The 20867-nt window shown below is 69.4% G+C and carries 21 protein-coding genes and 1 riboswitch; of the genes, 10 read left to right on the top strand and 11 right to left on the bottom strand.

Translation table 11 applies throughout. The features are described from left to right. Positions 1-81: 81 nt before the first annotated feature. The 4 genes from carA to pyrR all read right to left on the bottom strand — a co-directional run bounded on the left by carA (position 82) and on the right by pyrR (position 4438). Positions 82-1218: a glutamine-hydrolyzing carbamoyl-phosphate synthase small subunit gene (gene carA, locus AC0VYP_RS16445; RefSeq protein WP_285757847.1), complete on the bottom strand. Its 1137-nt coding sequence runs from the start codon at positions 1216-1218 to the stop codon at positions 82-84. A 354-nt stretch (positions 1219-1572) separates the two neighbouring features. Next, positions 1573-2868 carry a dihydroorotase gene (locus AC0VYP_RS16450; RefSeq protein WP_285756903.1) on the bottom strand — a complete coding sequence of 432 codons (1296 nt, stop codon included), beginning with the start codon at positions 2866-2868 and terminating at the stop codon, positions 1573-1575. A gap of 17 nt (positions 2869-2885) precedes the next feature. Further along, positions 2886-3812 (bottom strand): aspartate carbamoyltransferase catalytic subunit, encoded by a 927-nt coding sequence (locus AC0VYP_RS16455; RefSeq protein ID WP_285756904.1) that lies wholly within the window; start codon positions 3810-3812, stop codon positions 2886-2888. Continuing rightward, positions 3809-4438 (bottom strand): bifunctional pyr operon transcriptional regulator/uracil phosphoribosyltransferase PyrR, encoded by a 630-nt coding sequence (pyrR, locus tag AC0VYP_RS16460; RefSeq protein WP_475470568.1) that lies wholly within the window; start codon positions 4436-4438, stop codon positions 3809-3811. The genes AC0VYP_RS16455 and pyrR overlap by 4 nt, the downstream gene beginning before the upstream one ends. A gap of 535 nt (positions 4439-4973) precedes the next feature. On the opposite strand from pyrR, the gene bldD reads away from it, so the two are divergent. Further along, positions 4974-5468 (top strand): transcriptional regulator BldD, encoded by a 495-nt coding sequence (gene bldD, locus AC0VYP_RS16465; RefSeq protein ID WP_285756906.1) that lies wholly within the window; start codon positions 4974-4976, stop codon positions 5466-5468. A gap of 193 nt (positions 5469-5661) precedes the next feature. Here the strand turns inward: bldD and AC0VYP_RS16470 are convergent, their stop codons facing one another. Next, positions 5662-6114 (bottom strand): SAV_6107 family HEPN domain-containing protein, encoded by a 453-nt coding sequence (locus AC0VYP_RS16470; protein ID WP_285756907.1) that lies wholly within the window; start codon positions 6112-6114, stop codon positions 5662-5664. 231 nt (positions 6115-6345) lie between these two features. Here AC0VYP_RS16470 and AC0VYP_RS16475 point away from each other — a divergent pair, with 231 nt between their 5' ends. Both AC0VYP_RS16475 and AC0VYP_RS16480 read left to right on the top strand, forming a co-directional pair. Continuing rightward, the gene (locus AC0VYP_RS16475) at positions 6346-6837 is read left to right on the top strand and encodes a YbaK/EbsC family protein (RefSeq protein WP_285756908.1); all 492 of its coding nucleotides are present in this window, start codon (positions 6346-6348) and stop codon (positions 6835-6837) included. A gap of 28 nt (positions 6838-6865) precedes the next feature. Further along, positions 6866-7465 (top strand): GNAT family N-acetyltransferase, encoded by a 600-nt coding sequence (locus AC0VYP_RS16480; protein WP_285756909.1) that lies wholly within the window; start codon positions 6866-6868, stop codon positions 7463-7465. Here the strand turns inward: AC0VYP_RS16480 and metF are convergent. Next, positions 7392-8351, bottom strand: coding sequence for a methylenetetrahydrofolate reductase [NAD(P)H] (metF, locus tag AC0VYP_RS16485; protein ID WP_475470571.1), 960 nt, complete (start codon positions 8349-8351; stop codon positions 7392-7394). The genes AC0VYP_RS16480 and metF overlap by 74 nt on opposite strands. Positions 8352-8522: 171 nt before the next feature. Here metF and AC0VYP_RS16490 point away from each other — a divergent pair, with 171 nt between their 5' ends. From AC0VYP_RS16490 to AC0VYP_RS16500, 3 genes are all read left to right on the top strand, one after another. After that, positions 8523-9593 carry a polyprenyl synthetase family protein gene (locus AC0VYP_RS16490; RefSeq protein ID WP_475470573.1) on the top strand — a complete coding sequence of 357 codons (1071 nt, stop codon included), beginning with the start codon at positions 8523-8525 and terminating at the stop codon, positions 9591-9593. A 198-nt stretch (positions 9594-9791) separates the two neighbouring features. Beyond that, entirely contained in the window at positions 9792-11024 is a 1233-nt protein-coding gene (locus tag AC0VYP_RS16495) for a DUF418 domain-containing protein (RefSeq protein WP_475470575.1), read from the top strand. 55 nt (positions 11025-11079) lie between these two features. Continuing rightward, positions 11080-11964: an SDR family oxidoreductase gene (locus tag AC0VYP_RS16500; RefSeq protein WP_285756913.1), complete on the top strand. Its 885-nt coding sequence runs from the start codon at positions 11080-11082 to the stop codon at positions 11962-11964. 36 nt (positions 11965-12000) lie between these two features. Here AC0VYP_RS16500 and thiE read toward each other — a convergent pair whose 3' ends face one another. Together thiE and AC0VYP_RS16510 are read right to left on the bottom strand one after the other, a co-directional pair. After that, a complete protein-coding gene (gene thiE / locus AC0VYP_RS16505; protein WP_475470577.1) occupies positions 12001-12654 on the bottom strand; it encodes a thiamine phosphate synthase in 654 nt (217 codons plus the stop codon). A gap of 48 nt (positions 12655-12702) precedes the next feature. Beyond that, positions 12703-13062, bottom strand: coding sequence for an Rv2175c family DNA-binding protein (locus tag AC0VYP_RS16510; protein WP_285756915.1), 360 nt, complete (start codon positions 13060-13062; stop codon positions 12703-12705). A 124-nt stretch (positions 13063-13186) separates the two neighbouring features. Then, positions 13187-13298, top strand: a riboswitch (TPP riboswitch). Between AC0VYP_RS16510 and thiO the strand changes: the two genes are divergently transcribed. The 4 genes from thiO to pknB all read left to right on the top strand — a co-directional run bounded on the left by thiO (position 13292) and on the right by pknB (position 17663). Further along, on the top strand, positions 13292-14467 hold the full coding sequence (gene thiO / locus AC0VYP_RS16515) for a glycine oxidase ThiO (protein ID WP_475470579.1): 1176 nt from the start codon (positions 13292-13294) through the stop codon (positions 14465-14467). Its footprint overlaps the riboswitch before it by 7 nt. Positions 14468-14567: 100 nt before the next feature. Then, entirely contained in the window at positions 14568-14768 is a 201-nt protein-coding gene (gene thiS, locus AC0VYP_RS16520) for a sulfur carrier protein ThiS (RefSeq protein ID WP_475474268.1), read from the top strand. Between the two features lie 2 nt (positions 14769-14770). Beyond that, complete coding sequence (locus tag AC0VYP_RS16525) at positions 14771-15547, top strand: thiazole synthase (protein ID WP_285756917.1); 777 nt, start codon at positions 14771-14773, stop codon at positions 15545-15547. A 148-nt stretch (positions 15548-15695) separates the two neighbouring features. Beyond that, the gene (gene pknB, locus AC0VYP_RS16530) at positions 15696-17663 is read left to right on the top strand and encodes a Stk1 family PASTA domain-containing Ser/Thr kinase (RefSeq protein WP_475470580.1); all 1968 of its coding nucleotides are present in this window, start codon (positions 15696-15698) and stop codon (positions 17661-17663) included. Positions 17664-17995: 332 nt separating this feature from the next. On the opposite strand, the gene AC0VYP_RS16535 is transcribed toward pknB, so the two are convergent. Genes AC0VYP_RS16535 through AC0VYP_RS16545 form a run of 3 tightly spaced genes read right to left on the bottom strand, consistent with a single transcriptional unit; the run spans position 17996 to position 20828 of the window. Then, a complete protein-coding gene (locus AC0VYP_RS16535) occupies positions 17996-19711 on the bottom strand; it encodes a sodium:solute symporter family transporter (RefSeq protein ID WP_475470582.1) in 1716 nt (571 codons plus the stop codon). Continuing rightward, the gene (locus AC0VYP_RS16540) at positions 19708-20091 is read right to left on the bottom strand and encodes a hypothetical protein (RefSeq protein ID WP_285756920.1); all 384 of its coding nucleotides are present in this window, start codon (positions 20089-20091) and stop codon (positions 19708-19710) included. The genes AC0VYP_RS16535 and AC0VYP_RS16540 overlap by 4 nt, the downstream gene beginning before the upstream one ends. Next, positions 20088-20828 carry a LytR/AlgR family response regulator transcription factor gene (locus tag AC0VYP_RS16545; protein WP_475470584.1) on the bottom strand — a complete coding sequence of 247 codons (741 nt, stop codon included), beginning with the start codon at positions 20826-20828 and terminating at the stop codon, positions 20088-20090. Before AC0VYP_RS16545 ends, AC0VYP_RS16540 begins: the two co-directional genes overlap by 4 nt. Positions 20829-20867: the final 39 nt, after the last annotated feature.

Below are 20867 nucleotides of genomic sequence, written 5' to 3' on the forward strand. Positions count from 1 at the left end.
GTGTCAACGGGAGGACGGCCGCGCGAGGCGCCCGGTCGGGCGCGACCGCGGCCGCGAGAAGTGTGCTGGTGCCGGGCGGGATCAGACGCCGGCAGTGTCCTTGTCCTTGTGGGCGGCCATCAGCGCGACGAAGGAGTCGAAGAGCTCCGCGGCGTCGTGCGGGCCGGCCGCCGCCTCCGGGTGGAACTGGGCGCTGAAAGCGGGACGCTCCAGCAGCCGCAGCCCCTCCACGACGTTGTCGTTGAGTCCGATGTAACTGACCTCGGCGGGCCCGTACGGAGTGTCAAAGGGCGCCTGGGCGTCGGCCTGCACCGCGAAACCGTGGTTCTGGCTCGTGATGTAGACGCGTCCGGTCCGGGTGTCGCGGACCGGTTGGTTGACGCCTCGGTGCCCGAAGGGCAGCTTGTAGGTGCCCAGGCCCAGGGCACGGCCCAGGATCTGGTTGCCGAAACAGATACCGAACAGCGGTGTTCCGGCGTCCAGCACTCCGCGCATCGCGGCCACCGCCGTGTCGGCGGTGGCCGGGTCACCGGGACCGTTGCTGAAGAACACCCCGTCGGGGCCCAGCGCGAGGATCTCCTCGGCCGTGCTGCTCGCGGGCAGCACCCGGACCTCACAACCGCGCTCGGCCAGGCGCTGGGGCGTCATGGCCTTGATCCCCAGGTCGATGGCGGCGACGGTGTAGCGGGCGGGCATTCCCTCGGGCGGAGACACGATGTAGGGCTCGGTGGTACTGACCTCGGCCGAAAGGTCGGCCCCCGCCATGGCCGGGCTGGCCAGCACGCGCGCGAGCAGCGCGTCGGCGTCGAGTTCGACGGTGCTGACCGCAGCGCGCATCGCACCCTTGTCGCGCAGGTGTCTGGTGAGCGCCCGGGTCCCGGGCATGGCGATTCCCACGACCCCCTGGCGGCGCAGCTCCTCGTCCAGGGTGCGCTTGGCGCGCCAGTTGGAGGGGATGCGCGCGGGTTCGCGCACGACGTAGCCCGCGACCCAGATACGGCCCGACTCGGGGTCGTCGTCGTTGACCCCGGTGTTGCCGATGTGCGGGGCGGTCATGGCCACGATCTGGCGGTGGTAGGAGGGGTCGGTGAGCGTCTCCTGATAGCCGGTCATGCCGGTGTTGAAGACGATCTCGCCGAAGGTCTCACCCTCGGCCCCGAAAGAGGTGCCTCGGAAAACGCGGCCGTCTTCGAGCACAAGGATGGCGGGTACCTGCATGGTTTTCTTCTCCTCCGTAGGACGGCCGTGCGCCGCCTGGTCGTTCACCGCTCCTCGCTCGCTACGCCACCGGCGAGAGAAGCGCTACGCGCAACCGCCACCGACGACTCCGCTCGCTGCGTCAGGCTCACTCCGCCGCCCCCGAACACAAGGATCGCGGGTACCTGCATGGTTTTCTTCTCCTCCGTAGGACGGCCGTGCGCCGCCTGGTCGTTCACCGCTCCTCGCTCGCTACGCCACCGGCGAGAGAAGCGCTACGCGCAACCGCCACCGACGACTCCGCTCGCTGCGTCAGGCTCACTCCGCCGCCCCCGAACACAAGGATCGCGGGTACCTGTGCCTGGCTGCTTGTTGTCACTGGACCTTCCCATCGAGGACCGTCGGGATACCGCGCAGGAACGTCGCTGCGACCCGACCGGGCAACCGCATGCCCCGGTAGGGGGTGTTCGCGCTTTTGGAGACCATGGACGCGGCGTCAACCACGCGTTCCGCAGCGGTGTCGTAGAGCGTGATGTTGGCGGGTTCGCCGATCACGAGCGGGCGGCCGTGACCGGCCAGTCGGCCGATGCGTGCCGGGATCGCCGACATTCGCTCAGCCACCCCCGCCCAATCCAGAAGCCCGGTGTCAACCATCGCGTGCTGCACGACCGAGAGTGCGGTCTCCAAGCCGATCATTCCCATTGCGGCGTTGGCCCACTCCGTCTCCTTGGCCTCGACCGGGTGCGGGGCGTGGTCGGTGGCAACGCAGTCGATGGTGCCGTCGGCCAGCGCCTCACGCAGCGCCTGGACGTCCTCGGCGGTGCGCAGAGGCGGGTTGACCTTGTAGATCGGATCGTAGCTCTCGGCGAGCTCGTCGGTGAGCAAGAGGTGGTGCGGGGTGACCTCTGCGGTCACGTCGCAACCGCGGCTCTTGGCCCAGCGGATGATCTGCACGGACCCCTTGGTGGAGACGTGGCAGATGTGCAGGCGGGAGCCGACGTGTTCGGCGAGCAGGCAGTCGCGGGCGATGATCGCCTCTTCGGCCACCGCCGGCCACCCGCCCAGTCCGAGACGGTCCGAGACCTCGCCCTCGTTCATCTGGGCGTGCTCGGTGAGGCGGGGCTCCTGGGCGTGTTGGGCGACGACACCGTCGAATGCCTTGACGTACTCCAGGGCGCGGCGCATCAGCAGCGCGTCGGAGACGCACATACCGTCGTCGGAGAACATACGGACCCTGGCCGCGGAGTCGGCCATCGCACCGAGTTCGGCCAACCGCTCGCCTCCCAGGCCCTTGGTCACCGCGCCGATGGGCTGCACGTCGCAGTACCCGGCCTCACGGCCGAGCCGCCAGACCTGCTCGACGACTCCGGCGGTGTCGGCGACGGGGTCGGTGTTGGCCATCGTGCACACGGCGGTGAACCCGCCCATGGCAGCGGCGCGGGAACCACTGGCGACGGTCTCCGCGTCCTCGCGACCGGGCTCGCGCAGGTGGACGTGGATGTCCACCAGCCCGGGCAGGGCGACGAGGCCGGCGGCCTCGACGATCTCGGCGCCCTCAGCGGACAGGTCGGGGCCGAGGTCGGCAATGATCCCGTCGCGCACGAGGATGTCGGCGGGCTCCCCGCCGAGGACGCGGGCGCCCCTGATCAGGTAGGTCGTGGTCTGGCTCATGTCTGTTCTCGTCTCCCCTAGTTCCCGATGCCGGACTCGGACCCGCCGAGCAGCAGGTAAAGAACGGCCATACGCACGCTGACACCGTTGGTGACCTGCTCCACGATGGTGGAGCGGGGCGAGTCGGCGACCTCCGCGGAGATCTCCATCCCGCGGATCATCGGCCCCGGGTGCATGACCACGGCGTGCTCGGGCAACTGGGCGAAACGGTCACCGTCGAGGCCATAGCGCCGGGTGTACTCGCGCGCGGAGGGGAAGAACGCGTCGTTCATCCGCTCGGCCTGGACCCGCAGCATCATGACGACGTCGCTCTTGGGCAGGACCTCGTCGAGGTCGTAGGAGACCTCGCAGGGCCAGCCGGCGACCGAAACCGGCAGGAGGGTGGGCGGGGCCACCAGCGTGACGTGGGCGCCGAGGGTGCGCAGCAGCAGCACGTTGGAGCGGGCGACCCTGCTGTGCAGGATGTCGCCGACGATGGCCACGCGCAGGCCGTCGAGGCGTCCCATGCGCTCACGCATCGTGTAGGCGTCCAGCAGCGCCTGGGTGGGGTGTTCGTGGGTACCGTCGCCGGCGTTGAGGACGGCACCGTCCACCCAGTTGGACAGTCTCCGTGCCGCGCCGGAGGCGCCGTGCCGGATGACCACGCCGTCGGCGCCCATCGCCTGCAGGGTGAGCGCGGTGTCCTTGAGGCTCTCGCCCTTGGAGACGCTGGAACCCTTGGCGGAGAAATTGATGACGTCGGCCGACATGCGCTTGGCCGCGGCTTCGAAGGAGATACGGGTTCGGGTGGAGTCCTCGTAGAAGAGGTTGACCACCGTTCGGCCACGCAGGGTAGGCAGCTTCTTCACCGAGCGTCCGCCGACCTGGGCGAGCTCTTTGGCGGTGTCAAGGACCAGGGTTGCTTCGTCGAGGCTGAGGTCGCCGGCGGAGAGCAGGTGTCTCATCGGTTGTCGCCCTCCGCGTGGGTGCTCTGCACGGTGGTGTCGCCGGCGTGGCCGGCACGGCGTTTGGCCGGACCGATGAGCACCGCGTCGCGCCCGTCGATCTCCTTCAGCAGCACGGTGACGCTCTCGCGCACGGAAGTGGGGAGGTTCTTGCCCACGTAGTCGGCGCGGATGGGCAGTTCACGATGGCCGCGGTCCACCAGGGTGGCCAACTGGACGGCGCGGGGCCGCCCGAGGTCGCCCAGAGCGTCCAGGGCCGCGCGCACGGTGCGGCCGGAGAACAGGACGTCGTCGACGAGGACGACGGTGCGGCCGTCGATGCCCTCCGGGGGAATCTCGGTGCGGCCGAGTGCACGGGCCGGTGCCAGGCGCAGGTCGTCGCGGTACATGGTGATGTCGAGGGAGCCCCAGGGGACCGGGCGGTCCTCGACACGTTCGATGCGCTCGGCGAGACGCTGGGCGAGCGGGACTCCACCGCTGGGAATGCCCAGCAGGGTGACGTCGGCCCCGCCCTTGGTGCGCTCCAGCACCTCGTGGGCGATCCGGGTCAGCGCCCGGTCGATCTCGGGGCCTTCGAGGACGGCTCTGGATTCATCGCCATCATCAGCATGTTTTTGGGCATGCATGAGATGACCTCCTTCCCTGCCTCACAGAACAGGTCGTTAAAGGACGTCGGACGGCCATCACGCTATCAGCGCGGCCCCCGGCGACCGGGGGAGGCCTGGGACGCAAGGACCGGGGGCTGACAAAAATATGACACTCATCACTAGACTGGATCTTGATTTCCAACGCGCACAACTGGAGGGGACGGGGACGATTGGAGGTGGCCACCTGGACCTCCGTCCCGGAAAGCCTTGTGCGGACAGGCTTTCGATCAATGATCCGGAACCGATGTGTCCTATTTCAGTGAGGTATGAGAGACCTCTCACTTACGCACAGTTTGGACACTTAATCGTCGCGTTTTCACCCAACGGCTTGACCTGGCGACCGGACCGCCTTACCGTCACTGTCCGTAACCATTCTGGGGGGCACGGTCGCGCGACGTCCGTACGAAACCGCACACAAGCGGCTTAACGGGCCTAGCGCGATGACCGAACGAACTCGCTCGCCGAGTCCGCTGCCCGCACCAGCCACCTTCACGGCCGGGGAGCACTGAAGAAGATGCCATCCGAATACGCAAAGTCTCTGGGCGCGCGATTGCGCGCCATCCGCACCCAGCAGGGCTTGTCCCTGCACGGGGTCGAGGAGAAGTCGCACGGGCGGTGGAAGGCCGTCGTGGTCGGTTCCTACGAGCGCGGCGACCGCGCCGTTACCGTGCAGAAGCTGGCCGAGCTGGCTGACTTCTACGGTGTGCCGATGTCGGAGCTGCTCCCGGGCGGGGCCGCGCCGTCGCCGCTGGCCCCGACGCCCAAGCTGGTCATCGACCTGGAGCGCATGCAGCAACTGCCCCAGGACAAGGCCGGGCCGCTCGCCCGCTACGTCGCCACCATCCAGAGCCAGCGGGGCGACTACAACGGACGCGTGCTGTCCATCCGCCAGGAGGACCTGCGCTCGCTGGCCGTGATCTACGACCGCTCGCCGGGCGACCTCACCGAGGAGCTCATCAACTGGGGCGTGCTCGACCCCGAGGCCCGCCGCGCGGTGGACGCCTTCTAGAGTCCTCCGGGCGACGCGTCGCCCGGCAACGGCTTCTTCTTCACCTGTGGCCGCGCCCCTCCCAGCAAGGCGCGGCCCCCGGGCGCGCGTTTTGCACGCCCGCTTCCCCTCGTCCCCAGGGGAAACAACGGATCCATGACAGCGGTGGCCGCCATCAACGGCCGCCGCTGTGCTGTCGGGACGCTGCGTCAACCTACCCCGTGCGGCGCAGCGGGCCGCACCCCAACAGGGACTCCACCACCGCCAGGAAGGCGCGGGCGTCGTTCAACAGGACATCCGCCTGCTCCGCGGTGACCGCGGGCCCCAGGCCGGCCTCGGCAGCCGCCCTCTTGGCCGCACCGGCGGCGAAGTACAGCGCCCACTCGTGGAGCTCGGGTGCTGCTGCGGGCAGCAACTCCCACGCACTGCGCGGGCCGCGTGCCCGTCCCTGCTTGGCCCCGGGATCAGCACGCTGGGCCAATACGGCGGCGGCGGTGCGCAGCGCGGCGAGATGAGCGTTGACATAGCGCAGGGCCGGGGTCGGGGCGTCCGCGGATTCGGTGAGATAGCCGCGCGCGGAGTCCAGGGCGGTCCCCACCCCGGGGACGAGCGTCCTGCGCGGTCGTCGCGCGACGTCGGAGACAGAGAAAATCGCCGGTTGGGACATTGGCGTCACCTCCAGAGGTGGCTGCCTCCTGGACGCGGTGCGGGCAAGGGGCTTGTCCACCCCCGCCCGAGCGCACGCGCCGCGGGCCGCCACGGGGGCAGCGACACGAGGGGAAACACGGCAGCCTGGGCCGAACAGCAGTTCGATCTAGTATTCATTGAACACGCTCGAACAGGCGTTCGTCAACGGTCGGCCCACCTTTCGAGGCCACCAGGACCTAGGATCGCCCCCATGCACCGTAATGCACGAAAAGTCGCCGACCTTCTCACGGACAAGGGCGCCCCCGGCCAGGTGCGGGAACTTCCCGAATCCGCCCGAACAGCGGCGGCCGCCGCAGCGCAATTGGACTGCGAGGTCGGCGCGATCGCCAACAGCCTGGTCTTCTCCGCACTGGACGCGGACGGCGAGCCCTCCCCCGTACTCGTACTGACCAGCGGCGCGCACCGGGTGGACACCGCCAAGGTCTCCGCCCTGATCGGCGGGCACCGGGTGGAACGTGCGACTCCGGATTTCGTACGCACCCATACCGGACAGCCGATCGGCGGGGTCGCACCCCTGGGCCACCCGGCACCGGTACGCACCCTCGTGGACGAATGGCTGGCCAAGTACGACGTGGTGTGGGCCGCGGCCGGACACCCGCACACGGTCTTTCCCACCTCGTTCGACGAACTGGTCCGTCTCACCGGCGGGGACCCCGCCGACATCGGCCAAGATCAGGGCTGATCACGAGGCCAGCCCCTAGGGTGTCGATGTGGAAACCGAAATCGAGATGTGGGAGCTGGCCGGGCCGGCGTTCGTCAACGCGGTCCCCGCGTTGATGGAGATCTACTATGCGGCCATGTCTCCGCCGCCCGACCAGTTGTCCGGGCGCCAGGCGATCATGCGCCAGCATGCCGACTATCCCCGCTTCCATTCGGTCACCGCGGTGACCGGCCGGGGAGAGGCGGTCGGCTTCGCCTACGGCTTCCACGGTGCGCCAGGACAGTGGTGGCACGACGTGGTCAGCGCCGAACTCGGCGGCTCCGACCCCGCTGGCGCCCGCCATTGGCTCGGGGACTCCTTTGAGGTCGCGGAGGTCCACGTCCTGCCGGCCTGGCAGGGCCGCGGCGTGGGCCGGGCCGTACTGCACCGGCTCACCTCCGGGCGCCGAGAGCGCACCGCGGTGTTGTCCACGCACACCGGACCCACCCCCGCCAGAGGGCTGTACTCCTCGTTCGGATTCACCGACGTGCTGGCGGAGTTCTACTTCCCGGGCAGTCCGGGACGCGCTTTCGCGATCATGGCTGCGCCGCTGCCGCTACCACTGCCGGGCGGCGGACCGGGACGAGTCGCTGGTAGATCTCGCGAGTAGCCGTGGACTGGTTGAAGGTGATGAAGTGGATCCCGGGGGCTCCCTCGTCCAACAACCGCTCGCACAAGCGCGTGGCGTGCTCGACGCCCAGCGCGCGCACGGCTTCGGGGTCGTCTGCCACCCGGGCGAACTCCTCGGCCAACCGCGTCGGGAACGGCGCGCCGGAGAGCTGCTCGGAGCGCGCGATGGTGGCGTACTTCGTGACGGGCATGATCTCGGGGATGATCGGCACGTCGCATCCCTTGGCCGCCACCCGGTCGCGCAACCGCAGGTACTCGTCGGCCTCGAAGAACATCTGGGTGATGGCGTAATCGGCGCCGGCCCTGCACTTTCGGACGAAGAAGTCCACGTCGGTGTCGATGTCGGTGGAACGCGGGTGCTTGTGCGGGAAGGCCGCGACGCCCACACAGAAGTCGCCGCTCTCCTTGATGAGGCGCACCAGCTCCTCGGCATAGGTGAGCCCCTCCGGATGGGTGGTCCACTCCCCCAGCGGGTCACCGGGCGGGTCACCGCGCAGCGCCAGCATGTTGGACACCCCCACTCCGGCAAAGCGGCCGATGAGATGACGCAGTTCACGCACCGAGTGGTTGACCGCGGTCATGTGCGCCACCGGAAGCAGAGTGGTGTCGGTGGCCATGCGCTCGGTGATGTTGACGGTGCGGTCACGGGTGCCGCCGCCTGCCCCGTAGGTCACCGACACGAAGTCCGGCCCCAATGCCTCCAACTCACGGATGACCCGCCAGAGTTTGCGCTCGGCCTGGGGCGTTCTCGGGGGGAAGAACTCGAAGGAGAAAGTGGGTTGACCTGCGGCGATCAGCTCGCGGATGTGTCGCGGGCGGGGATTGAGCGCGTGCGAGGCGACCGAACGCGTGGGTGATCCGAGCATGGCCTCCACTGTAGTCCACCTTCGCGGTGGGGTTTAAGTCCCCATAAGGCTTTGGCGACCTTGCCGGCCCTTCGTCTCGTTCCGGGCCGTCGGCACCGGCTCGCCCCGCCCCGGACGGTCAGGACGGCCGGCCGGAACGGGGTGATCGAGCGCACCCGATAGCCTGCCGGTATGAGCTTCTCCCACCTCTCCCCACTCTCGTTCGTGCGCCCGGCGGTGGACGCCGAACTCGAAGCGTTCGTCGAGCGCCGCCGCGCTCTCGTCCTGGGGATCGGTGCGGAACTCCGACCGGTTCTGGACGCCCTGGATGCCATGATCACCGGCGGCAAACGGCTGCGCCCGGCGTTTTGCTACTGGGGTTGGCGCGGGGCCGGCGGCGGGGAGGAGCGCGGGATCCACCAGGCCGCGGCATCCCTGGAACTGCTCCAGGCATGCGCGCTGATCCACGACGACGTCATCGACAACAGCGACACCCGCCGCGGCGCACCGGCGGCGCACCGGCGGCTGACCGAGTTGCACGCGACCTCCGGCTGGGACGGGGACTCCGCCTCCTTCGGCCAGGGCGCAGCGGTATTGCTGGGCGACCTGTGCCTGGCCTGGTGCGAGGACATGTACCAGTCCAGCGCGCTGCCGGCGGCGGCCCTGTCCGCCGGACGCGAGCCGTTCAACCTCATGCGCACCGAAGTGATGGCCGGCCAGTACCTGGACCTGTTGAACCAGGCGAAGGGCTCCGAAACCGTCGAGGACGCACTGCGGGTCATGCGGCACAAGACGGCCAAGTACACCATTGAGCGGCCGATGCACCTGGGCGCGGCCCTCGCCGGACGCGGGCCGGAGCTCGCACCGGTCTACACCGCCTACGCCCTGCCCCTGGGGATCGCCTTCCAACTCCGCGACGACATCCTGGGGGTGTTCGGCGCACCGGAGGAGACCGGCAAACCCACCGGGGACGACCTGCGCGAGGGCAAGCGCACGGTCCTGGTGGCCGAGACCCTGCGCCTGACCTCCCGGACCGACGCCGCAGAGTTTCGCCGTCTCCTGGGCGACCCGAAACTGGGGACCGACGCAGTGGACTGGATGCGCTCGGTGATCACCACCAGTGGTGCCCTCGACGCATGTGAGGAGCGGATCGTCGGCTATGTCGCCGAGGCCAACCGCGCCCTGGAGCACGAGGCCCTGTTCGCGGACGCGCGTCCGGCCCTGGCCGATCTGATCCTCGCCGCGACCGAGCGCAAGCACTGAGGCGATCGGAACTGCCGGGCCGCTCCCGGGAGCGGCCCGACCTCGGCCACGAGATGGCGGCAGCCCACAGCCGACCACACCATCTGCTCCTTTTGTCCGATACCGAATGGAACAATGAACACGCCCGGTCCGGGTACCGCCCCGCCCGGCCGGCGAAACGAGCCATCCCGGTAGAACGCCCCTGAGGAGTTCCCCCCGATGACCACGGAAACACCCTCGTCGTCGCTTCGGACACCGGCGGGAAGGGGCGAACGCGCACTCGCCCCCGATCTTGCCCGTGGCCTGATGCTGCTGTTGATCGCACTGGCGAACACCGCCTGGTACCTGTGGGCCTCGGACTCCGCGGCGACCTCGATCCACCCCACCGACGGATCGCCCGCGGACATGATCGTGCAGGGCGTTTTGATCACGGCCGTGGACATGCGGGTCTACCCGATGTTCGCCTTCCTGTTCGGTTACGGCATGGTGCAGCTCTCCACCCGCCGACGCGCCGCGACCAGCGAGCGTGCCGCTTTGGGACTGCTGCGGCGGCGCAACCTCTGGTTGCTGCTCTTCGGCCTGGTGCACGCCGCCCTGTTGTGGATGGGCGACATCCTCGGGGCCTACGGCCTGGTCGGACTACTCATGGGCCGGCTGTTCCTGCGCCGCACCGACCGCACCCTGCTGGTGTGGTCCGGCGTGCTGACGGGCCTGCTGGGGGTGCTGGTGGGGTCCTCGGTGGTGGGCGCGGTGTTCGCCGCGCGCGGCGACTGGGACCCGGGCGCAAGCATGAACTTCCTGTCCATGGCCAGCGCGATGCTGGGCGAGCCCGACTACCTTGCCTCGGTCGTCCAACGGCTGATGTTCTGGCCCGTTCTCGTGCTGTTCCAGGGGGTGCTGTCGCTGGTCGTGCCCATCGCCCTGCTCCTGGGTTTCTGGGCTGCGCGCCGGCGTGTCCTGGAGGAGCCGGGTCGCCATCCGGGGTTGCTGCGGGCCACGGCCGTGCTGGGCATCGGGGTCGGTTGGGCGGGCGGGCTCCCGCACGCGCTGCACCACGTCGGTGTCGTCGAGGTCTCCGCCGCCTCCGCTTCGGTGTTCCAGACCAGCCAACTCGTCACCGGACTGTTCTGCGGGATCGGTTACGTCGCGTTCTTCGGGCTCCTGGCCCACCGGCTCAGCGAGCGTGCGGCCACCAGTGCACCGGTCGTGGCGCTCACAGCGGTCGGCAAGCGCTCCCTGTCGTGCTATCTGGCCCAGTCGGTGCTGTGCGCCCCATTGCTAGCCGGTTGGGGTCTGGCCCTGGGCGGGCAACTGCACAGCGCCTCGATGGCTGCCTTCGCCATCGCTGTCTGGCTGATCACGGTCGCGCTGGCCTATCTCCAGGAGCTCCGTGGTCAACGCGGACCGGCCGAGACACTGCTGCGACGGCTCACCTACCGACGCGCCGCGTAATTCCCCGGCGCGCCGGTGGTGCGCGTAACGGGTCATTCACCGAAGATAGGGAGCCATGGGTGAGGACCAGGAAGCAACGCACACCATTGGCACTACCGGCGCGACGGGAGCGCTGGGCGGCAGAGTAGCCGCCCGGTTGGCGCGACGCGGGGTCGCGCAGCGGCTGATCGTGCGCGACATCAACCGCGCGCCGGAGCTGACCGGTTCCAGCGCGGCGATGGCGGTCTACGAGGACCGGGTCGCGTTCACACGCGCGGCCAAGGGGACCGACGTGCTGTTCCTCGTCTCGGCTCCCGAGGCCACCGACAGGGTCCGGCTGCACATCAACGCCGTGGACGCGGCGCTGGACGCCGGGGTCCGCCATGTCGTCTATCTGTCGTTCCTGGGGGCCGGGCCCGCTTCGACCTTCACCTTCGCCAGGGATCACTTCTACACCGAGGCGCACATCCGCTCGACGGGCGTGCGGCACACCTTCCTGCGGCCGAGCCTGTACCTGGACCTGCTGCCGCGCTGGGCGGGTGAGGACGGCGTGGTCCGCGGACCCGCCGGACAGGGACGGGTCGCGTGGGTGTCGCGGGACGACATCGCCGACGTGGCCGCCACCGTCCTGGCCGATCCACAGACGCACGAGGACCGGACCTACGACGTCACCGGCCCGGAGGCAGTGACGCTGTCGCAGACAGTGGACCGGCTCTCCGGGGTGACCGGGAAGCGGATCGGATACATACCCGAGACCTGGGAGGAGGCCCTGGCCTCGCGTGGCGGTCTGGGTGCACCGGACTGGGCCGTGGAGGGATGGGTCAGTTCCTACGCGGCGATCGCCGAGGGCGAACTGGACCGGGTGAGCGAGACGGTACTGGACCTGACCGGTCACCCCGCCCAGTCGATCGAGGGCTACCTGCGCAAGCATCCCAGCGCGCTCTCGCACGTGTACAAATGAGCACCGTGGCCACCGGGACCCGGTAACCGGGTGTCGTCAGCGGCAGGCCCGGTCGAGCCCCCGCTTGAACTGGGCGGCCGCTGCCCTCGGGTCGGCGGCATCGGTGATCGCGCGCACCACGACGACCCTGCGGGCGCCGGTGGCCAGGACCTCGGGCAGGTTGTCGAGGTCGATACCGCCGATGGCGAACCAGGGCCGACTTGGAGAACTGTCGGCGACCGCGCGGATGACCGGGAGCCCGGCCGCTGCCCGACCCGGCTTGGTGGGAGTGGCCCAGGCCGGCCCCACACAGAAGTAGTCCACCCCGTCTTGTGCGTCGGCTGCCGCGGCCAGTGCGACGCTGCTGCTGGACCGACCGATGAGGGGCCCGTCGCCGATGATCTCGCGGGCGTCGGGAACCGGGAGGTCGTCCTGGCCCAGGTGCAGGATGTCGGCGTGGACGGCGCGGGCGATGTCGGCGCGGTCGTTGACCGAAAGCAGGGCGCCGTGGCGGTCGCAGGCGTCGCGCATGATCTCCAGCGCCGCCAGTTCCTGGCGCGCCTCCAGGCTCTTGTCGCGCAGTTGGACCGCGTTGACTCCCCCGGCCAGTGCCTCGTCGAGGAACGCGGCGAGGTCGCCGCGTTCGCGTCGGGCATCGGTGCACAGGTAGAGACGGGCCGCATCCAGGCGTTCTCGCAAACTCGCAGTCACGCGTTTCACCCTAGCCCCGACCCGGTGCCCTGCCGCGGGCCGGGCGGACTACAGCAGCAGTGCCTGTGCGCGGCGTCGGACCTCGGTGCCGCGGTTGGCCTGGAGCGCCTCGATGGGAGATCCGGGAAGGCTCTCGTCTGAGGTGAAGATCCAGCGCAACGCCTCTTCGTCGCTGAACCCGCAGTCCGAGAGAACCGTGATGGTGCCCTGCAGGCCCTTGAGGGTGTCGCCGTCAACGATGAAGGCGGCCGGGATCGAGGGCACCCCGCTGCGGGTGGCTCCCAGGAGCCGGTACTCCCTGATCAGCTGCTTGATGCGGTTGGGGCTGACGTTGAGCGCCTTGGCCGCTTCTTTGATGGTGAGCCACTCGCCGACGAGGGCGTCGGTGTCGCGATCGATCTGTATCACCCTCCCAATCTCCCACACAACGACCACGGTCGCGGGCCCTGTCCCCGGTTATCGCTTTGGGCGTAGTGGGCCGGGCCCCTTCGGCGGGGAACCGGGCAAGCACCTAGAATCGTGGTGAACGTACACAGATCCCCGCGGGAGCCGGGTGTGATCCGGCTGAGAGGGAGGCTGCAAGCCTCCGACCGCACGAACCTGATCCGGGTCATGCCGGCGAAGGGAGTGGAGCGTCATGGACCATGAGTCGTCCCCTCGACGGACCTCCCTCACGGCCCCGGACGTGGTTGTCGCGGGAGCCGGACTCATCGGGCTGGTCACCGCGTGGCGGGCCGCCCGGCTGGGCCTGAGGGTCGGCGTCGTCTCGCCCGAGGAACCCGGAACCGCGTCGGGTGTGGCCGCGGGGATGCTCGCCCCGGCCACCGAGGCGACGTTCGGGGAAGAACCGCTGATGCGCTTCGGGATCACGTCCCGCGACCGCTACCCGAGTTTCCTCAACGAACTGGCCGAGGACACCGACGTCTCCCCCGGGTACCGGACCAAGGGCACGCTCCAGGTCGCCTTCGATACCGACGACATGGCCGTCCTCACCGAGTTGCGCGACCTCCGGGATCGGCTGGGGCTGCGGACCGAACGCTTGACCTCGCGTGAGTGCCGCCGGCTGGAACCGGCGCTGGCGCCCTCGGTCCGCGGCGGGATCCTCGCTCCCGACGACCACTCCGTGGATCCGCGCAGACTGACCGCGGCGCTGCGCTCCGCCTGCCTGCGACACGGTGTCGCCTTCATCCCCGAACGGGTCGCCGAGGTGGTCCTGGCCGACGGCACGGTCCGAGGAGTGCGCCTGACCGACGGCACGACCGTGCCGGCCGGCCAGGTCGTCCTCGCGGCAGGCACCTGGACTTCGCAGATCGGAGGGCTTCCCACGGGGACCGTCCCGGTACTGCGGCCGGTCAAGGGCCAACTGTTGCGCCTGCGCACCCCCACCGGAGAGGATCCCATCGTCGGCCGAACCGTTCGGGGCCTGGTCAGGGGCTCCCCCGTCTACCTGGTTCCGCGCGACGACGGGGAAGTGATCGTGGGCGCGACCCAGGAGGAGATGGGACATGACACCCGTCTCACGGTGGGCGGGGTCTGGGAGGTCCTGCGTGATGCCCGGGAGCTGGTGCCGGGGGTCGCCGAGCTGGAGATCGCCGAGACCTGCGTGGGCCTTCGGCCCGGTTCTCCCGACAACGAGCCCCTGCTGGGCCCGACCGGAGTTGCGGGCCTGCACCTGGCGGTCGGTCATTTCCGGCACGGCGTACTGTTCACCCCGGCCACCGGGGACGTCATGGCTCAGGCCCTGACCACCGGCAGCCTGCCGGAGTACGCCCGCCGTTTCGACGCCGCCCGGCACTTCGGCGCCACGGCCTGACCGGCAAGAGGCCGCCTGTCCTGTCATCGCAGCAGTAGTTCGGGGATCGGGCGCCGTGCGCACGGCGCCCGATCCCCGCGGAAAGGTTCGAGTGAGAACAGTGGACGTGATCATCAACGGTGAACGACGCCACGTGGACACGGGCGCCACCGTGGCCGACGTGGTGCGCGGGTTGACCGACGCGCACAGCGGTGTAGCAGCTGCGGTGAACGACGAGGTCGTCCCCAAGACCCACTGGAACGACACCGAGGTGTCGGCCGGGGACCGGGTCAACGTGCTGACCGCGGTTCAAGGGGGCTGACGATGACTGACACCACTTCAGAGCGCGACCCCCTGGTGATTGCGGGACGGGCGTTCGGCTCACGGTTGATCATGGGAACCGGCGGAGCGCCCTCCCTCCAGGTCCTGGGCGAGGCACTGCGCGCCTCGGGAACCGAGTTGACCACCGTTGCGATGCGCCGGGTGGACCCGGGTGCCCAGGGATCGGTCTGGGACGTGCTGCGCGAGAACGGCATCCTGCCGCTGCCCAACACCGCCGGCTGTTTCACCGCGACCGATGCCCTGCGTACGGCCAGGCTGGGCAGGGAGGCACTGGAGACGGACTGGGTGAAGCTGGAGGTGGTCGCCGACGAACGCACGCTCCTGCCCGACCCGGTGGAACTGCTGGAGGCCGCCGAGCAGCTGGTGGACGACGGTTTTGTCGTCCTTCCCTACACCAACGACGATCCGATCCTGGCGAGGCGGCTGGAGCAGGTGGGCTGTGCGGCGGTGATGCCGTTGGGCGCCCCGATCGGTTCGGGGCTGGGCATCCGCAACCCGCACAACATCGAACTGATCGTCGAGGAGGCCGGCGTGCCCGTCATCCTGGACGCCGGGATCGGAACGGCCAGCGAGGCCGCGTTGGCCATGGAACTGGGCTGCGACGCCGTCCTGTTGGCGACGGCGGTGACCCGCGCCCAGGAACCGGTCCGCATGGCGCGGGCCATGCGTGACGCGGTGACCGCGGGCCGCCAGGCAAGGCGGGCGGGACGGATCCCGGTGCGCCGCTACGCACAGGCGTCCTCACCCGCCGTGCAATGACGCGGTGCCACACGCCGGGCGACACACCGCCCGGCGTGGTGCGAAGACGCGTCCGCACCTGCGACGGAAGCACTCATTACCCGTTTTCCACGGACAAGAAACAGTCTCAGCCGCACTCCGTGCCGCATTCGCCCGTAAACTGCCCTTCGTGGACATGACGACTGCGGACGCGCTTGTTGGAACGACCCTTGATGGCCGCTACCTCATCCAGTCACGGGTCGCCGGGGGCGGAATGGCCACGGTCTACGCCGCGCACGATGAGCGACTGGACCGTCACGTCGCGCTAAAGGTGATGCATCCGACCCTGGCGCGCGATCCCCAATTCGTGCAGCGCTTCATCAACGAGGCGCACTCCGTCGCCAAGCTCTCGCACCCCAACGTCGTCCAGGTCTACGACCAGGGCACCGACCAGGGGCACGTTTACCTGGCGATGGAGTACGTTCCCGGACGTACGCTGCGCGAGCTGCTCAAGGCACGCGGTCGCCTGAGCCCCCGTGAGGCACTTCAGGTAATGGTCCCGGTACTCGCCGCGCTGGGCGCGGCCCACCAAGTAGGCATGGTGCACCGGGACATCAAGCCCGAGAACGTCCTCCTGACCGAGGACGGCAGGGTCAAGGTCGTGGACTTCGGTCTGGCCAGGGTCGTGGAGGCGACCCAACAGGGGCTGACCAAGACCGGGGCTCTGATGGGTACCGCCGCCTACCTCTCACCCGAGCAGATCTCGCACAACACCGCCGACTCCCGTACCGATGTCTACGCATGCGGGATCATGCTGTACGAGCTGCTGACCGGCGCGCAGCCGCACACCGGCGAGAACCCCATTTCGGTTGCCTACCAGCACGTGAACGAGGACGTCCCCCGACCGTCGCGAGTGGTGGAGGGCATCTCGCCGAGCGTTGACGCCTTGGTGGTTCGCGCCACCGAGCGCGATCCCCGCTATCGGCTCACCGACGCCGGCCAGTTCCTGGCGGCCGTGTTCGAGGTGGAACGCTCCCTGGGACAGACCGGCGCGAACGTGACCTTCGCCCCCGTCATGGCCGGCGCCGTCAACGAGGTCGCCTCCGGCCCCGCCGAGCCCGAGAACCAGACTCTCGTCGTCGATCTGAAACCGGGTGACCTTCCCCCGGTCGAGTACGACGACGATGACTACGACGACCATCGGCCGCCGCGACCCAGCATGCGCTACCCGCTGATGTTGATCGGGGCGCTGCTCCTGGTGGCCGGCTTGGGCTTCGGCTGGTGGATGCTCGCAGGGCGCTACGAGGTCGTTCCCGAACTCGTAGGGCTGGACCGCGACACCGCCCGGCAGGAACTCACCCCCTTGGGCCTGAAGATCACCGTCTCCGACGACACCGTCTACAGCGACGAGGCGCCGGCCGGCACCATCGCGGCGACGAACCCGAAAAACGGCGACAACATCCTGCCCGGGGAGATCATCACCGTCACCCTCTCCGACGGACCCCAGTTCGTCGAAGTCCCCGATATCTCCGGAAAGCCGATCAACGAGGCCCTGCAACTGCTGGAGGACGTCGGGCTGACCGACATCGAACAGCAGGAGGCTTCCTCCTTCGACGCCGAGCCCGGCACGGTGCTCTCCTCCGACCCCTCCCCGGGTGAGAAGGCCGATCGCGAGGGCAGCGTAGTGCTGTCGGTGAGCACCGGGTTCGCGGTGCCCGAGGTGGTGGGGAGCAACGTCAACGACGCGCGATCCCTGCTGGAGGAGAAGGACCTCAAGGTCGAGATCACCGAAGAGCACAACGACGACGTACCCAAGGACCAGGTCATGGAGCAGTCGCCCGGCGACGGTGAGAAGGTCGGCGCCGGAGACACGGTGACGCTCAAGGTCTCCTTGGGGCCGGAGATGGTGGAAATTCCCGACATTCGCGGTTGGAAGGTCAACGACGCACGCAAGAAGCTGGAGGAACTCGGCTTCACGGTGAAGGTGCACCGTTTCGTCGGCGACTTCGTCGGCGACTACAACCCCAAGAACGAGGCCGACAAGGGCTCGGAGGTCGAGATCTGGGTGTCGCCGTTCCCCAACGGCGACGGGGACAACGACAATAGGCCGGGCGGCGGTCGCGGCGGGGGCAGGAACAACAACAACGACGACGACTGATCCGGGGACCCGCCCGAACGAGGGCTGCCGTCCGGCCGCGCCTCCCATCGCGGCGGCCGGACGACCTCTCCCCGCGCCGTTCCCCTCCTGCCCACCGCCGGAATGGTCGATGGCGACCCAACGGCGCCGGGTCCTCCCCCTCGGTAAATCGCAACGAAGCGGTCGGGGCAGGCTGCGCTGACCGATCCGTTGCTCTTTGAGATCACCCTAGGCTGCACCAGGCCGGTCATACCTGCTTCCCCTGCCCCGATCGGCAGGCGGTGCCAAGCCGTCGGCACACGGACCCGCATAGCCGATGAGTGGTTCGTTCTCGACGACGAGCGGCAGGCGCATCAGCGCCAGCGCCCCGCCTCCTGCTCGGGCAGGTGCAGCCTGGCCAGCATCGCGAGCACGTCACCGGGCACCCGCTGCCGCGTGATCAGCGAGACCCCGATCATCACTCCGGGGACCAGCAGAACCAGGAAGAATCCCGCCGGCCCCTGAAGGGCGCCCGGCAACGGCACCCCCACCGGGACGTCGTTCGCCGACAGGGCTTCGACGGCGCTGCCGGCCAGACCGACCACCAGACCGGCTGCGGCCCCCACATCGGTGAGCCCACGCCACCAGATCCCGATGAGCAACAGGGGGGCGATGGTCACCGCGCTGAGGCGCAGCCCGGCGAACGCTATCGAGGCCAGGTCGGCTCCGGCCAGTTCCGGCCACGCGGTGACGATCAGCAGCGGTGTTCCGGCCGCCAGGAGCGCACCCCAGCGGTAGGCCGTGCTGCCGCCGCCGAGCACGCACTGCGAAATGGTCCCGGACAGCGCGGCGGCGAGCCCCACCGAGACCGTGACCACGGCCGACGCGACGCCGGCCGCGATCAGCACCGTCATCAGCACCCCGCTGCGCCCGGGCAGCATGCGCTCGGGCAGTTGCAGGACCGCCAGGTTGACCTGCCCGTTGACCAACAGCTCTCCCACGTAGATCCGGGCGAGCATCGCGTAGACCAGCGGAACGAGCGTGAAGACCACGACCAGCGCGGCGACCAGGGCCACCAGCCGGCGGGCCGCCCTGGGGCTGGGCGTCCCGTAGAAGCGGGTGGGGAACTGCAGGAGCCCGATAACGCCCAGAGCCACCGAGAGGTACGGCAGGTACCCGCTCAACGAACCCGGTCCGGGTCCCGGCCCGTGCCATCCGGTTTCCTCCGCCGGAGTGGGATCGACGTGGTGGGGGATCGTCGTTCCCGTTTCGAACAGCAGCACGGTGCCCGGAACGAACGCGTGCACGCCTGGTTCGAGGACCGACCGGGTGGCGACCGTCTCCCCCTGCACGGATACCAGCACGGTGACCGGGGTCGGCTCGGTGACGCCCACCGCCTGCCGGCGATCGATTTCCATCTCGGTGTCAACGCGAAAGACCGGGTCGTCGGTCACAGGGGCTCGCGGGGCGCCCTGCATCTGCCAGGCCACGAGCAGTGCGAGGGCGGGCAACGCCAGGGCTGCCAGCTTGAACCAGAAGTGCACGGCCTGGAAACGGGTACTGGAGACGCCGGAGGAGGACAGGGTCAGGACCAGGGTGACAATCGCCGTCGCCGACCAGGCCGTCCACTCCGGAAGGCTGGTGAAGGCCCGCAGCAGCAAGCCGGCCGCGATGTACTGGGCCAGGAGGAAACACCATCCGACGATCACCGCGCTGGCGCTGGTCATCCGACGGACGACGCGGGAGCCCAGGCGCCATTCAGCGAAATCCGAGTAGCTGTACACCCCTGCTCTACGCAGCGGGGTGACCACCAGGACGGCCAGCAGCACGCAGCCGAGGGCGACGGCGCTAAGCGACCCGAGGGCCTGAAGGCCCTGGGCCAGCAGCAGGCCGGCCACCCCCAACAGGAGCACCGCCGAGAGGTGCTCCCCAGCGGCGGCCGAGGCGAAGAGCAGGCTCCCCGGAGGAGCGGTCGCCAGGACGAACCCCGCACCGGCTGCGGTACGCCGGCGGTTGAGCAGCCCGGTGGTGATCAGGGTCATGACCATGACACAGCCGACGAACAGCAGCCCGCCGGCGAGCTCGGTCACGAGCCGACCGATCCCGGCGCGTCCAGGCGTTCGGCCAGCCGGACATAGACCGGGATGATCAGTACCAACAGGAGCGGCAGGCAGGCCCCCACTGCGAGTCGAATCCACCCCACGCCTTCGACGGAGAGCACGCCGGTCCGGGGGGCGAGTGCGAGCACGGCGACCGCGAGCAGGAGCAACACGACTGCGACGGTGACCGTCGCGAGGCTCAACCGGAGGTGGCGACGCATGTGCGCGGCGACGTCGGTGGTGCGTGCATGCGCCTCGACCGAGGCGGGTTCGGGGGTGATCCCCAGCGCTCGGCTGGTCGCCGGGGCCGCCACCGCGGTGCGGCGCGGTACCGGGGGCGGGGGCCGGGAAGACGCGGACGGCGAGTTCACCCTGTTCGGCCAGTACCTGAGCCGCGACGCACGAACTGGTCCCGGACTTCGCGGGTCTGCCTGCGGCTGACCGGAAGCAATTCGTCCCCGACCTGCACCTTGATCCGCGGGCCCTCGAAGCGAAGTTCGGAGACGTGCCTGGTGGCGACGAGCATACTGCGGTGGATTCGCACGAACCCTGCTCCGTCCCACTCGCGCTCCAGCGCCCCGAGGGTGCTACGGATAAGGAAGGCTCCATCGGCGGTGCGCAGCCGAACGTAGTCGCCCTTGGCCTCGGCGAACCAGATCTCGGAGCGCGGGATGAAGCGGGTGCGCCCGGCCAGCTCGATCGGAACCCTGACCTCGGTCAACGGGGTGTCCCTGACGCGGGCGACCAGCCGGCCCAGTGTGGCTGCCAGGCGTTCTTCTCTGATGGGTTTGAGCAGGTAGTCCACGGCGTTGAGTTCGAAGGCGGCGACGGCGTAGTCCTCATGGGCGGTCACGAACACGACCGCCGGCGGCCGGGGCAGTGCCGCCAGAAAACGGGCGAGGTCGATCCCGCTGGGCCCCGGCATGTGCACGTCCAGGAAAAGTGCGTCGAACCGGTCGCCCGCCTCGGCACGCTCACCGATCAGTCGGGTGGCGCCGGTGGCGCCGCCCGTAGTGGTCACCTCGGTGACGCGCGAGTCCCTGTCGAGCAGGTAGGCCATCTCCTCGCGCGCGGGGATCTCGTCCTCGACTACCAGGACCCGAAGCATGCCACCGAGAATGGCCCAGCACGGGACGGCTCGCAAGCA

This window comes from Nocardiopsis sp. iso_186 (genome assembly GCF_056173365.1).